The organism is Bradyrhizobium sp. SZCCHNR1043, from assembly GCF_032489675.1.
GTDB lineage: Bacteria > Pseudomonadota > Alphaproteobacteria > Rhizobiales > Xanthobacteraceae > Bradyrhizobium.
Genome location: NZ_JAUEYN010000004.1, coordinates 417,359 through 430,987, shown reverse-complemented (window position 1 = coordinate 430,987; position 13,629 = coordinate 417,359). Strand labels below are relative to the sequence as shown.

General features: G+C 65.3%; 11 protein-coding genes and 1 pseudogene. 5 read left to right on the top strand and 7 right to left on the bottom strand.

Translation table 11 applies throughout. The features are described 5' to 3' along the window. Positions 1-24: 24 nt before the first annotated feature. Positions 25-306, top strand: coding sequence for a hypothetical protein (locus tag QX039_RS09550; RefSeq protein ID WP_315737194.1), 282 nt, complete (start codon positions 25-27; stop codon positions 304-306). Between the two features lie 117 nt (positions 307-423). On the opposite strand, the gene QX039_RS09545 is transcribed toward QX039_RS09550, so the two are convergent. The 3 genes from QX039_RS09545 to QX039_RS09535 all read right to left on the bottom strand — a co-directional run bounded on the left by QX039_RS09545 (position 424) and on the right by QX039_RS09535 (position 5,485). Then, positions 424-3,522 (bottom strand): MexW/MexI family multidrug efflux RND transporter permease subunit, encoded by a 3,099-nt coding sequence (locus QX039_RS09545; RefSeq protein WP_315737193.1) that lies wholly within the window; start codon positions 3,520-3,522, stop codon positions 424-426. Between the two features lie 84 nt (positions 3,523-3,606). After that, entirely contained in the window at positions 3,607-4,797 is a 1,191-nt protein-coding gene (locus tag QX039_RS09540) for an efflux RND transporter periplasmic adaptor subunit (RefSeq protein ID WP_315737192.1), read from the bottom strand. Position 4,798: 1 nt separating this feature from the next. Then, a complete protein-coding gene (locus tag QX039_RS09535) occupies positions 4,799-5,485 on the bottom strand; it encodes a helix-turn-helix domain-containing protein (RefSeq protein WP_315737712.1) in 687 nt (228 codons plus the stop codon). A gap of 279 nt (positions 5,486-5,764) precedes the next feature. Between QX039_RS09535 and QX039_RS09530 the strand changes: the two genes are divergently transcribed. Both QX039_RS09530 and QX039_RS09525 read left to right on the top strand, forming a co-directional pair. Further along, the gene (locus QX039_RS09530) at positions 5,765-6,982 is read left to right on the top strand and encodes a cytochrome P450 (RefSeq protein WP_315737191.1); all 1,218 of its coding nucleotides are present in this window, start codon (positions 5,765-5,767) and stop codon (positions 6,980-6,982) included. Between the two features lie 94 nt (positions 6,983-7,076). Next, positions 7,077-7,313 carry a hypothetical protein gene (locus QX039_RS09525; protein WP_315737190.1) on the top strand — a complete coding sequence of 79 codons (237 nt, stop codon included), beginning with the start codon at positions 7,077-7,079 and terminating at the stop codon, positions 7,311-7,313. A gap of 596 nt (positions 7,314-7,909) precedes the next feature. On the opposite strand, the pseudogene QX039_RS09520 reads toward QX039_RS09525, so the two are convergent. The 3 genes and pseudogenes from QX039_RS09520 to QX039_RS09510 form a co-directional block, all read right to left on the bottom strand. After that, positions 7,910-8,107, bottom strand: a pseudogene (locus tag QX039_RS09520) (NAD(P)H-binding protein); the annotation flags it as partial. A gap of 13 nt (positions 8,108-8,120) precedes the next feature. Continuing rightward, on the bottom strand, positions 8,121-8,969 hold the full coding sequence (locus tag QX039_RS09515) for a VOC family protein (protein ID WP_315737189.1): 849 nt from the start codon (positions 8,967-8,969) through the stop codon (positions 8,121-8,123). Next, the gene (locus QX039_RS09510; protein ID WP_315737188.1) at positions 8,966-10,225 is read right to left on the bottom strand and encodes a Glu/Leu/Phe/Val dehydrogenase; all 1,260 of its coding nucleotides are present in this window, start codon (positions 10,223-10,225) and stop codon (positions 8,966-8,968) included. Before QX039_RS09510 ends, QX039_RS09515 begins: the two co-directional genes overlap by 4 nt. 205 nt (positions 10,226-10,430) lie before the next feature. Between QX039_RS09510 and QX039_RS09505 the strand changes: the two genes are divergently transcribed. Both QX039_RS09505 and rbsK read left to right on the top strand, forming a co-directional pair. Further along, positions 10,431-11,324 carry a sugar kinase gene (locus QX039_RS09505; RefSeq protein WP_315737711.1) on the top strand — a complete coding sequence of 298 codons (894 nt, stop codon included), beginning with the start codon at positions 10,431-10,433 and terminating at the stop codon, positions 11,322-11,324. Between the two features lie 20 nt (positions 11,325-11,344). Further along, positions 11,345-12,253, top strand: a complete 909-nt coding sequence (gene rbsK, locus QX039_RS09500) for a ribokinase (RefSeq protein WP_315772454.1) — start codon at positions 11,345-11,347, stop codon at positions 12,251-12,253. On the opposite strand, the gene QX039_RS09495 is transcribed toward rbsK, so the two are convergent. Then, entirely contained in the window at positions 12,250-13,485 is a 1,236-nt protein-coding gene (locus tag QX039_RS09495) for an NAD(P)/FAD-dependent oxidoreductase (protein WP_315772452.1), read from the bottom strand. The genes rbsK and QX039_RS09495 overlap by 4 nt on opposite strands. Positions 13,486-13,629 lie beyond the last annotated feature (144 nt).

The following is a 13,629-nucleotide window of genomic DNA, read 5'->3' as shown; positions in this document are numbered from 1 at the left end:
CGAGGTCTCTCCATGCTAGCTCGAATGGCTGAGGATCTCCTGCGATTGTTGACGATCGTCGACATGGGGGCTGGCGTCGTATACTGGGCGCTGGCGTTTCGCGAGCGGGTCTTGATGGCGAGCCATGCACCGGAATGGCGCGGCTGGTTCACGCTCCGCCGTGTGACTGCCGACGAATATTCCCGCGCCTATCGCGCGCACTTCCATCGGTCCTTGCACTACGCCTTCGCGTTTTTCATCATCATCTGCATCGCCGCTCTGCTGATCCTGCTCGACCATCTGTTCTTTAAGAGGCCGCTGTGCTGAGCGCCGCGGCGGGCGCCGCCGGCCGTGACGACAGTAAGGGGAGTAAGAGACGGCCCGACAAAAACGGCGACTGCCAGGAGCAGCCGCCGTTGATCTTCAGCAACCCAAAGAAACTGCTCACGTCGCCTTCAGCGCGTGGTCGGTCTCGGCGTCGAACTGGGCGATCTGCCGGGCGCGCTGCGACTTGGCGGCGGCCTGGTGGTCGGTGGCGATGACGGTGTAGACGGCCGGCAGCACGAACAGCGTGAACAGCGTGCCGATCGACATGCCGGCGACGACGACGAGGCCGATCGAGAAGCGGCTGGCGGCGCCGGCACCGGTCGCGGTCAAGAGCGGGATCAAGCCGGTGACCATCGCCGCCGTCGTCATCAGGATCGGCCGCAGGCGGATGCGCGCGGACGTCTCGATGGCGGTGCGGCGGTCCATCCCCTCGTTGAGTTGCAGCTCGTTGGCGAACTCCACCATCAGGATGCCGTGCTTGGTGATCAGGCCGACCAGCGTCAGCAGGCCGACCTGGGTGTAGATGTTCATGGTCGCGAGGCCGAAGAACAGCGGGATCAAGGCGCCGACGATCGCCATGGGCACGCTGATCATGATGACGAACGGATCGCGCAGGCTCTCGAACTGCGCCGCCAGCACCAGGAAGATGATGATCAGCGCGAAGCCGAAGGTGATGGCGAGCTGGTTGCCTTCCTGGACGTATTGACGGGCGTCGGCGAGATAATCGTGGCTGAAGCCGGACGGCAGGTTCTTGGCCTGCTTCTCCAGGAAGTCGACGGCCTGCCCGACCGTGACGCCGGGCATCGGCACGGCGGAGAAGGTCGCCGAGTTGAGCTGGTTGAAATGCGTCAGCGAGTTCGGGTCGGTCGCGGTCTCGATGTTGACCACCGTCGACAGCGGCACCTGCTGGCCGGCGGCGGTCGCGACATAGTAGCCCGACAGCGATTCCGGCGACAGCCGCTTGTCGCGCGGCACCTGCGGGATCACCTGATAGGAGCGGCCTTCGAGGTTGAAGCGGTTGATGTAGTTGCCGCCGAGCAGCACCGCGAGCGTGTTGCCGATCGACTGCATGGTGATGCCGAGATCGCTCGCCTTGCTGCGATTGATCCAGACCTTGACCACCGGCTGGTTGAACTCGAGGTCGCTGTCGGAGACGATGAACATTCCGCTCTTGCGCGCGGCGTCCTTCAGCTTGGCCATCTGCTCATAGACCGCCTGGAAGCCGCTGGTCGAGCTAATCACCATCTGCACCGGCAGACCGCCGGGGCCGCCCGGCAGCGCCGGCAGGTTGAAGGCGAAGGCGTTGATGCCCTCGATCTTCGACAGCTCCGCCTGCACCAGCGGCTTCAGCTTGATCGAGGAGCGCGTGCGCTCGTCCCAGGGCTTGAGCAGCATGCCGGCAAAGCCGCCCTGCGGGCCGAGGATGCCGTTCAGAACGAAGCGAAGGTCGGTCTCGGGGAACTTCGCGAACGCCTTGTCGACCTTGTCGGTGTAGAAGTTGATGTAGTCGATGTTGGCGTATTTCGGCGCCTTGGTGATCGAGAACACGATGCCCTGATCCTCCTCCGGCGCCAGCTCCTTCGAGGTGTGCATGTAGAGGAAGCCGACCAGGCCGAGGATCGTCAGCGCGAACAGCGCGGTCACCGGCCGGTAGTCGAGCGAGCGGTCGAGCCGGCGGCCGTACCAGCGCGTCATCGCGCCGAACACCCGGTTGACGAGGCGCGCGAAGCGGCCCTCATCGGCGCTCTTCAGCAGCACCGAGCACATCATCGGCGACAGCGTCAAAGCAATGACTCCCGACACGATGACGGAGCCGGCGAGCGTGAAGGCGAACTCACGGAATAGCGAGCCGGTCAGACCGCCGAGGAAGCCGATCGGCGCATACACCGCCGCCAGCGTGATGGTCATCGAGATGACCGGACCGACGATCTCGCGCGCGCCCTGCAATGCAGCCTGCACCGGCGCCTTGCCCTCCTCCAGATGGCGGTGGATGTTCTCCACCACGACGATGGCGTCGTCGACGACGAGGCCGATCGCCAGCACCATGGCCAGCAGCGTCAACAGATTGATGCTGAAGCCGAACGCCAGCATCATCGTGCAGACGCCGATCAGCGACAGCGGGATGGTCACCACGGGGATGATGACCGAGCGCAGCGACGCCAGGAACAAAAAGATCACGACGATGACGATCAGCACCGCTTCGCCGAGCGTATGCTCGACCTCGTCGATCGAGGACTGGATGAACTTGGTGGAATCATAGGCCACCTTCATCTTCATCGATGGCGGCAGGTTGCGCTCGAGGTCGGGGAACAGCGCGCGCACACCCTTGACGATGTTGAGCGGGTTGCCCTGCGGCGTCGCGTCGACGCCGATGAAGATCGCGCGCTCGCCGCTGAAGGCGACACTGGCATCGGTGCTCTGCGCCGCGAGCTCGACGGTGGCGATGTCCTCCATGCGGACGAAGCCGCCGTCCTTGGCCTTGACGATCATCCGCTTGAACTGGTTGACGTCGGTCAGGCCGGTATTCGTCGTGATGTTGGAGACGATGAAGTAGCCCTTGGCCTGGCCGGCCGCGGACTGGAAGTTGTTGGCCGCGATCGCCGCCGCGACATCCGTCGGCGACACGTTGCGGCCGGCCATCTTCTCGGGGTTCAGCCAGATCCGCATCGCGAAGGTCTGGCCGCCGAGAATGTTGGCCGCAGCGACGCCGTCGACCGTCGACAGCACCGGCTGCACCACGCGCGTCAGATAGTCCGAGATCGCCGATCCCGACAGCTCCTCGCTGGAGAAGCCGAGATACATCACCGACGTCGTCTGCCCCGTGGTCTTGGTCACGATCGGATCGTTGGATTCCTTCGGGATGAGGTAGCGGACCGAGTTGACCTTGGCGAGCACCTCGGTGAGCGCCTGGTTCGGATCGAAGTTGAGCTTGATGAAGACCTGGATCGTGCTGGTGCCCTGCACCGAGGACGAGGTGATGTAGTCGACGCCCTCGGCGGACGCGACCGCCTGCTCCAGCGGCGTCGTGATGAAGCCCTGGATGAGGTCGGCAGAGGCGCCGGGATAGACGGTCGTAACGTTGACGACCGTGTTGGACAGCTTCGGATATTGCCGGATCGGCAGCTCGAACGCCGCGCGCAGGCCGAGCAGCAGGATGAGCAGGCTGACGACGACCGACAGCACCGGGCGCTTGATGAAGATATCGGTGAAACGCATCGCGGCAATCTCGTCAGCAGGAGGCGGGTGAGGTGCGGGCGGGCCGCCTCATGGCGGCGGCCCGACATTGGCTCAGAGGCTCGCTCAGTAGCGCGGCGGCTTCGCCGGCACCGGCGGCGGCGGATCGGTCGAGATCGCGACGGCAGCGCCGGACTGGATCTTGAGCTGGCCGACGGCGACGACGCGATCGCCCTCCTTCAGGCCCTTCAGGATCACCGCGCGGCCATTGATGCGATCTCCGGTCTGCACATAGATCCGGTCGGCCGTCAGCGCGGTCTTGCCGTCGTCGGTCTTCTTCTCGTTGATCACGAACACCGAGTCGCCATAGAGCGTGTAGTCGACCGCGGTCTCCGGCACCGTCAGCACCGGCGGCTTCTCCGGCAGCACCACGGTGGCGGTGGCGAACATGCCCGGCTTCAGGATGCGCTCCGGATTGGCGATCGTCGCCTGCACGCGGATGTTGCGGGTGTCGGTCGCGATCTGCGGCTCGATCGTGGTGATCTTGCCTTCGAAGGTCCGGCCCGGATAGGCATCGACGCCGATGCGGACGGTCTGGCCGACCTTGAGCTGGCCGCTGTCCTTCTCCGTCACGGTGAAGTTCACCCACAGCTCCGACAGATCGGTCAGCGACACGATCTGCGTGCCGGCGCTGAGATACTGGCCGACCTCGACCTTGCGGACGCCGAGATCGCCGTCGAACGGCGCGCGCACCAGCTTCTGCGCGATCAGCGCCTCGGTCTTGGCGATGCCGGCCTGGGCCTGGTCGTAGGCGGCCTGGGCCTGGTCGACGGTCGCCTGCGGCCCGAACTGGCGCGACGCCAGTTGCTTGGCGCGATCGAGCGACAATTGCGCCACGGTCACCTGGGCCTTGTAGTTGGCGAGATCGCCCTGATCCGGCGCGTCATAGAGCTGCACCAGCGGCGCGCCCTGCTTCACCGTGGAGCCCGGGGTGAACATGATGTCGGTGATGCGGCCGCTGACGTCCGAGGTCACGTTGACCTGGTGCACGGCGGCGAGATCGCCGACGGCCGTCAGCAGGTTCGGCACGGTCTCCGGGCTCGCGGTCGCGACGGTGACGCTGATCGGCGGCGGCTTCATATTGGCGAAGAACTGCGCGATCATCTTGTCGCGGAACATGTTGAACCACACGAGGCCGCCGACCAGCGCCGCGAGCAGGCCGCCGATCACGATGAACCACAGCACCGGGCGGGTGCGCTTGCGCGGCTTGTCGTCGACCGGCTTTCCGGAGAGCTTGGGTTCGGTCGCAATGTTCATGTCATGCACTTTCTGCCGTCGCCGGCCGGACCGGAGGTTGCGACAATTCGTGATCGAGGTAGCACGCAATGGCGGCGTCGGTCAGTCCGATGCCGCGCAGGATGAATTCGCTGAGCTGGCGCTCCAGGCTCGCCGCAGTTCCATACGGCACACATGGAACGGATGGAAGCCGCGTCAATGCCGCCATCAACACGGTGTGATGCGCGAACCAGAACAGGTCGCGGGGCGCGGCCACTAAGCGCACGGCGTCACCGGAGGCAACGGCTGTCACCAGCGAGTCAACGAACTTGGCGCCGATGAGATCATCGATCTTCGCATACAGCAGCCTTGCGAATTCGCCATCATCGAGATGGCTCGACGCCATCAGCCGCAGCCGCTGCTCTTCTTCCTCATTGGGGCCGTCGGCAATGCCGAGGAAATGCCGGACCATCCCGGCCATCAGCATGACCAGCGTCGCGGTCGAAGGTTCCTGGCTGAGCAGCACCTCGAAATCCGGATCGGTCTCGCACTCCTCGGTGAGGATCTCCGCATACAGCGCCGCCTTGGAGGGGAAATGCTTGAACAGCAGCGCTTCCGAGATCGCCGCCGCGGCAGCCACGCTCTTGGTCGTGGTGCCGGCATAGCCATGACGCGCGAAGCAGCGCTTGGCTGCACCGAGGATCAGCTGCCTGCGGAGATCGCTTGTCATGCGCAAAGTGGACATCGGCCGTGAGTAAATACTCACTTGATCTATGTCAAGAAAGATGCCGCGGCGCAGCAGGGTTTGGCAGCCAAGTCCCTGAAATCGCTGGCGGGATTTCACCGTTGCCAAAGGCAATTCTATACCTCTGAAAGCGGCGGATCTGCGGCAGGGCGGGCGGTCCGATCCTGCCCTCGGTGCCCGGCGCTGCCGGGTGGCGCATTTTCTTCTGCTGCCGACCGTGCGACGGTCGCAGCAACAAACGAGACTCGGACGGGAGGACCATCGATGACCGACGACGCAGCGCTCGCCAGCCAGTTCGATCTCGAGCGCCTGACGCCTGAGTTCTACGCCGATCCCTACCCGACCTACCGCGCGCTGCGCCAGCATGCGCCGGTCAAGCGCCTCCGCAGCGGCTCCTATTTCCTCACCCGCTACGACGATCTCGTCACCGCCTACAAGGCCACGAAGACGTTCTCGTCCGACAAGAAGCGCGAGTTCGCGCCGAAATATGGCGACACGCTGCTCTACGAGCACCACACGACGAGCCTCGTGTTCAACGATCCCCCGGCGCACACGCGGGTGCGCCGCCTGATCATGGGCGCGCTGTCGCCGCGGGCGATCGCCGAGATGGAGCCCGCTCTGATTGCGCTCGTCGATGGGCTCCTGGACCGGATTGCAGCGAAGGACAGATTCGAGCTGATCGAGGATTTCGCCGCGGCGATCCCGATCGAGGTCATCGGCAACCTGCTCGGCGTGCCGCACGAGGAGCGCGGCCCCTTGCGCGACTGGTCGCTTGCCATCCTCGGCGCGCTGGAGCCGGTGCTGACGCGCGAGCAGCTTGCCCGCGGCAACCAGGCGGTCGGCGATTTCCTCGCCTATCTGGAAACGCTGGTCGCACGCCGCCGCGCGGCACCCGGCAATCCGGAGCGCGACGTGCTGACGCGCCTGATCCAGGGCGAGGCCGACGGCGAGCGGCTGAGCGAAAAGGAGCTCCTGCACAATTGCATCTTCCTGCTCAATGCCGGACACGAGACCACCACCAATTTGATCGGCAACGGCCTCGTCCTGCTGTGCCAGCATCCGGCCGAGCGCGAGAGGCTGATCGAGACCCCCAACCTGATCCGCACCGCCGTCGAGGAAATCCTGCGCTACGAGAGCTCGAACCAGCTCGGCAACCGCATGACGACCGAGCCGGTCACGCTCGGCGACATCACGCTCGAGCCCGGCACCTCCGTCACGCTGTGCATCGGCGCAGCCAACCGCGATCCCGCCCAGTTCGACGATCCCGAACGCTTCGACATCACCCGCCTCGCCAGCCGCCACCTCGCCTTCGGCACCGGCGCCCACCAATGCGCAGGGATGGCGCTGGCAAGACTGGAGGGCACGGTGGCGATCGCGCGCTTCGTGAAGAGGTTTCCGAACTACCAGTTGGACGGCGTGCCGGTGCGCGGCGGACGGGTGCGGTTTCGGGGATTCATGAACGTGCCTTGCGTGGTCGGCTGAGGCGAGGATCACGTTGTGCGGAGTGACCGGAGCACCTCAGTCTGTGATTTGTAGGGCGGATGAGCGAAGCGTAATCCGCCGCTGACACGGCCGGGTGCTGTCGAAAGACCCGCATTTCATCAGCGATATCTCCTCGCCGGTCACAACCAGCGCTCAAGCGACGCGTTGTGACATGCATGTTCACTGCTGCCGGCGCGGCGGATTACGCTTCGCTCATCCGCCCTACGCGCTGCTGTCGGAAAGTCTGACCGGCTACATAAAGAAGGCGATACTCGCCCGCTCCGGCCGACACCCACTCCTCGAAAAATCTCTTTCTTTTTTTCAGAATTGATGTATACGTTCTCCCGTCCCGCCTCACAAGAGGGGCGCTTCGCGGTCGTCACGAACGTCGAGTGCGGGATGCGGTGGGCGTGTTGGTGCTGCAGCGTGGGTGATCCCTGCGCCGACGAACGGCAGCGATGCGCACGGTCAAGTCGCGTGGTCCTGATACCCCGATGCTGGTATTACGCCTGCGTTGGCGCTCACGCGTCGCGCGGGCAACGGTGGCCAGAAAGCTCGGCGCACCGGGGAGAACGCGAAGCAGCCGTCAAACCATCGCGCGGGGAATGCCGGGTGTACTCGGCTGAACCTGTGGTTCCTGCCGCCTGCATTTTTTTCGCAGGCGGGCCATGGGTGCGGCCAGCGCCCGGCATTCCCCGTGCCCTCTTCCCAAGGAGGGCAGGACGATCAGCAAAGCTCGGACGCGAAAACGCGCCGCGAGATGGGACCTTCATGTCTCACTTCCGTCAGCTTAGGTCTCACCGCCCCGACACAACTCTCACCATCGTCATTGCGAGCGAAGCGAAGCAATCCAGGGCCGCGCACGCGACTCTGGATTGCTTCGTCGCTTCGCTCCTCGCAATGACGGGGAGACAGACGGGACTCAACGGTCGGGCGGACGATCGAGTAGGTCAGCCCCTGCTCCGGCAGATGCGCTTCGAACGCCAGCTTGGCCTTCTGAAACGCCAGCACCGGCTTCTGCACGCAGATGGCGGACAGCAGCACGAAGTGACTCACACCGACACTCCGCGCAGCATCCAGCGCGTTCACATGGGCTTGATAGTCGATCGCCTGGGCATCCGTCGGCTCGGCTTCGACCTCACGCCGCCGCGCGCGGGGTCTTCTCGAGGATCAGCGTGTGGATGCCGCAGGTGCCGCTGTAGAGGCTCATCACCCGCGTGCCCGGCTTGCGGCCGGCGCGCGGCTCGGAGACCTGCAGGCCGGCGGCGAGCAGCCGCGCGCGCGTCGCCTCGATGTCGGCGACACGCCAGCTCAGGCCCCACAGCTTGTCATGGGCCTTGTCGTTGCCGGCGACCGGCCGCTTCACCACCTCGACGATCAGGTCGCCGCAGCGGAAGAACATCAACTGCCCCCATTCCTGATGGCTGCGGTCGAGCGCCATGTCGAGCCCGAGCCGCGCGCCGTAGAGCGCGGCGGCGCGTTCGGGATCCTCGGTCGAGATCACGATATGGTCGAGGCCGAGCATGGCCGTATCGGCGGTCTTGGCGGACGGCGGGCGCGGCTCGGCAAGCTCGAGGAAGAACATGCGCACGCCACGCGTGAGATCGGTCATGGCGCGGGTGCGCTTCCAATGCAGCGTCTGGCCCGAGACGCGATCGGTGTTCTCGACCTCGGTGATCGGGTCCGGCTTCAGCGCCACGCGCTCCAATCTGCGATGCATCTTGGCGATGTCGTTGGTGGCAAAGCAGATGCTGGCGAGCCCCTCGCCCCAGATCTTGATGACGTTGCGGATGCGGTCGGCCGCCACGCTCTGGCCCATCGGGGCCATCAGCTCCAGGCTCATATTGTCGAGCGTGAACAGGACGCGGTCGGCGCCCTCGCCCGAATTCTGCCAGGACGGCTTGCGCGCCAGCAGCGTCTCGAAGGCGGCGCTGCCGGCCTGGACGTCCTGCAGCAGGACGACGACGTGGTCGAGGCCGGTGATCACGGAAACAGCCCTCGCGAGTTCTTGGCGGCACGCACCTTCTCCACGCCGATCGCCATCGCCGCGGTCCGGTGGGAGATGCCGTCGGCCTTGCCGCGCGTCAGCATGCGCTCGAAGGCACGGTCGAGGATCTGGTACTCCCTGCGCATCACCTCCTCTTCCTCCCAGAACAGCTGCTGCAGATCCTGCACCCATTCGAAATAGCTGACGATGACGCCGCCGGAATTGCAGAGAATGTCGGGAATGAGGAAGATCTCGTTGCGGCGCTGGTCGAGCACCAGATCGGCATCCGGCGTGGTCGGGCCATTGGCGGCTTCCGCAATGACGCGGCATTTCAGGTTCGCCGCCACCTTGGCGTCGATCACGCGCTCGACAGCCGCCGGCACGAGGATGTCGCAGGCCAGGGTCAGGATCTCCCGCGGATCGAAGGCGAGCTCGGTGGAGAAGCCGGCAATGCTGCCGTGCCTGGCGGCGTGCGCCATCAAGGCCGGGATGTCGAGACCACGGGGATCATGGAGGGCGCCGGTGTGATCGCTGACCGCAATCACCTTCATGCCCATCTGGTGGAAGCCGAGCGCGGCATAGGAGCCGACATTGCCAAAGCCCTGCACGACCGCGGTGGACTTGGTCGGGTCGATGCCCAGCTCATCCATCACCCGCCTCGACACATGGGCGACGCCGCGGCCGGTCGCCTCGCGGCGACCCAAGGTGCCGCCGGAGAACACCGGCTTGCCGGTCACGATCTCCATCACCGTCTGCCCCTGGTACATGGAATACGTGTCCATGAACCACGCCATCACCTGCTCGTTGGTGCCCATGTCGGGCGCCATCACGTCGGTATGCGGGCCGACGAAGGGGATCATCTCCTGCATGTAGCGGCGGGACAGCGATTCGAGCTCGCGCCGGGACAGCTTGGACAGATCGACGTTGACGCCACCCTTGGCGCCGCCATAAGGCAACCCGACGAGGGCGCACTTCCAGCTCATCCAGATCGCCAGCGCCGCCACCTCGCCGATGTCGACGGTGGGAGCAAAGCGCGTGCCGCCCTTGGTCGGTCCCATGGTCAGGAGGTGCTGGACCCGGTAGCCTTCATAGACCGCGATCGTGCCGTCATCCTTGTGGATCGGACACGAGACGGTGATCGCCCGCTTCGGCAAGAGAAGCCGGTCCCGCTCGTCGGCTGGGATGCCAAGATGGTCGGCGATCACGTTGAACTGATTGGTGGCCATCTCGAAGACCGGACCCGCATAGACAGTCATATTCCACTCCCGAATCTGCGTTTCTGCAGGCCGGCAACCATAGCGCGACCCGAGCGCCGGCGGCAGGGGGCCACCGGTAGCAGAGGGCCGATCTCAACCACCATGGTGACGATTTGACGAAGAATTTCAGCGTTGATCCGCTTTGACCGCTTGCTAATCTGCGGCGCCGGGGCCGCAATCACCCCTTAGTGAGACAGAAATGGCAATGCAGGCCCTCTTCATCGGACAGACCTACATCGACGTGACGTTCATCACCGACCACATGCCGACGGGGGACGAGAAGCACGTGGCCTCCGACTATGCCGTCTCGTTCGGCGGCAATGCGGTGACTGCGGCATTTTGCTGCGCCAAGCTCGGCATCGTGCCCGACCTGATCGCCACCGTCGCGAATGACTGGCTCGGGCGGATGTTCCAGGACATGACCGCGAAATACGGCATCTCCGTCCACCCCCGGAAGGTCAATGCCTCCTCGCTGTCCTTCATCATGCCGAAGGACGGCAAGCGCGCGATCGTGCGTTGCCGCGACGATGCGCATATCCACCCGTTCCCGCTGCTCAATCTCGGCAATTGCCGGGCGCTGCATGTCGATGGCCACCAGCCCGACGCCGCGTTGCATTATGCCAAGCTGTGCCGCGAGGCCGGCGTCCTGACCTCGCTCGACGGTGGCGGCCTGCGCGCCAACACCCATGAGCTCCTGGAATATATCGACGTCGCGATCGTGGCCGAGCGGCTGTGCGAGCAGATGGATCTCACGCCGGAGAAGATGCTCGACTACCTGAAGAGCCGCGGCTGCCGCATTGGCGGCGTCACCCAGGGCGAGAAGGGCCTGCTCTGGTATGACGAGGTCGGCGCCGTGCATACGCTGCCGGCCTATCCGATCCCGCGCGAGCGCGTGATCGACACCAACGGCGCCGGCGACGTCTTCCACGGCGCCTATGTGTATTCGTACCTCGCCAATCCGGCGAAGGGCTGGAAGGAGCATTTCGAGTTCGCGCGCGCGGCCTCGACGTTCAAGATCCAGAAGCTCGGCAACGAGGCCGGCCTGCCGACCCTCGCCGACATCGAGCTGGTCAGGCAGGAATTCGAGGCGCGCGTCTAGCGGTTGTGGGGAGCAAGCGGATGGGGCGGGTCGTCGTCGCCGGCAGCATCAACATGGATGTGGTGGCGACGGCCGAGCGCCATCCGCGCATCGGCGAGACCGTCGCCGGCCGGTCGGTGATGTACTTTCCCGGCGGCAAGGGAGCGAACCAGGCGGTCGCCGCAGCCAAGCTCGGCGCGCCGACGGCGCTGATCGGCCGGCTCGGCCGCGACGCCTTCGGCGAGCAGTTGCGCGCATTTCTCACGGCTCAGGGCATCGATCTCACCGCCGTGAAGGACAGCGCGGGCGCGTCGACCGGAACGGCGATCATCACGCTCGCACAAGCCGACAACACGATCGTGGTGATATCAGGCACCAACGCCGAGGTCAGCGCCGACGATGTGGCGCAGGTGTCTCTTGGCTCGGGAGACGTGGCCGTCAGCCAGTTCGAAATTCCGCAGGCGACCATTACCGCGTACTTCCAGCGTGCCAAAACGGCCGGCGCCACCACGATCCTCAACCCCGCCCCGGCGAGCGCCTTCGACAGCACGCTGTTCGCGCTGGTCGATGTGCTCGTGCTGAACGAAACCGAGCTCAGTTTCCTGGCCGGGATCGAACTCGGCAACGCGCCGACGCCGCAGCAGGTGAATGAGGCGGTTCGCGCGCTCAAGCCTCGCGACGACCAGACGGTCTGCGTCACGCTCGGCGCGCGTGGCGCGGTCGCGGTTTCTGGCGCCGAGGCCCGGCTGGTCGAAGGCCGCGCGGTCAAGGCCGTCGACACCACCGGCGCCGGCGACTGCTTCGTCGGCGCGCTCGCCGCGCGGCTGTCGCAGGGCGCGGCGATCGCGGATGCGATCGGCTATGCCAACATCGCCGCATCGATCTCGGTGCAGCGGATGGGTGCCGGCCCTTCGATGCCGACCGCAGAGGAGGTGCGCGCGCTGCTCTAAGCGAGAGCGCTCTTCAGATCGAAGCTGGGATCAGCGGCTTTGGCTGCATCCAAGGTGCCGCCCGCAGCAAGCAACTTGCGGCCGAACATATGGTCGCCGGCACGGTTGACGGACTCGATGCCGACCAGCCTGCCCTCTTTGTAACAGAATGCGGAGAATGCCTTTTGCGTGGGATCACCGCGCAGCACCACCTGATCATAGCCGGTGGTGAGCCCCGCGATCTGGAGCTTGTCGTTGCCCTGGTCGCTCCAGAACCACGGCTGTCCGTCATAGGGCTTGACGTCGCCCGTCAGCCGCGCCGCGACGCAGCGGGCATGATCGGTGGCGTTCTGCACCGACTCCAGCCGCAGCGTGCCGCCGAAGCGCTGGCTGACGAACAGGGCGCAGTCGCCGATGGCCGAGATGTGCGGATCGCTGGTGAGCAGATATTCGTCGACAACGATGCCGGAGACGGCCTGCAATCCAGCCTCGGCGGCGAGCTCGACATTCGGCAGCACGCCGACGCCGACCACGACGAGGTCAGCGGGGATGTGCCGACCATCGCTGAGGCTGACGCCGGTGACCTTGTTGCCGTCGGCCTCGATGCTGGTGGCCTGCACGCCGAGATGGATGCGCACGCCGGCTTCCGCATGCTGCCTCTGGAAGTAGTCCGAGATCTCGGCGGTCACGGCCCGCGCCATCACCCGCGCGCCGAGCTCGAGCACGTCGACCTCGAGCCCTTTGATGCGTGCGGTCGCCGCGAATTCGAGACCGATGAAGCCGGCGCCGATCACGACGACCCGCTTGGCATCGCCCAGCAAGGTCCTGAGCGCTTCGCTGTCGTCGAGGATGCGCAAGTAACGGACCGCCGGGAGGCTGGCATTGGGAATGTCGAGCAGGCGGTTGCGCGCACCGGTCGCGAACACGAGGTGCCCATAGTCGAGCGTCCTGCCGGAGGCGAGCAACACCTTGCGCTGATCGCGCTGAACAGAGACGGCACGATCATAGACGAGATCGATGGTCTGGTCCGCATAGAACTTCTGCGGCCGAAACATCAAGGTTTCGGGACCGCCGGTGCCCTTCAGATACGCCTTCGACAGCGGCGGGCGCTGATACGGCAGATGCGGCTCGTCGTTGATCAGGTGAATGGGATCGGCAAAGCCTGCCTGACGCAGCGAGGTCGCGAGCTGGAAACCCGCATGCCCCGCACCCACGATCACAACCGGTCCCTTCGTCACTGCGTCCTGCCCCATTCTGTCCATATCCCGTGTTTGCACGCCATGTCTGCTGCGGGTTTACCTCCCGTCATGCCAGCCGAGCCGGGTTGTCGCAGACTTCCCCGGCATTGTCACCGGCCTGCTGTGCGCTTTAAATGCGGCAACGACCATGCAAGGGAG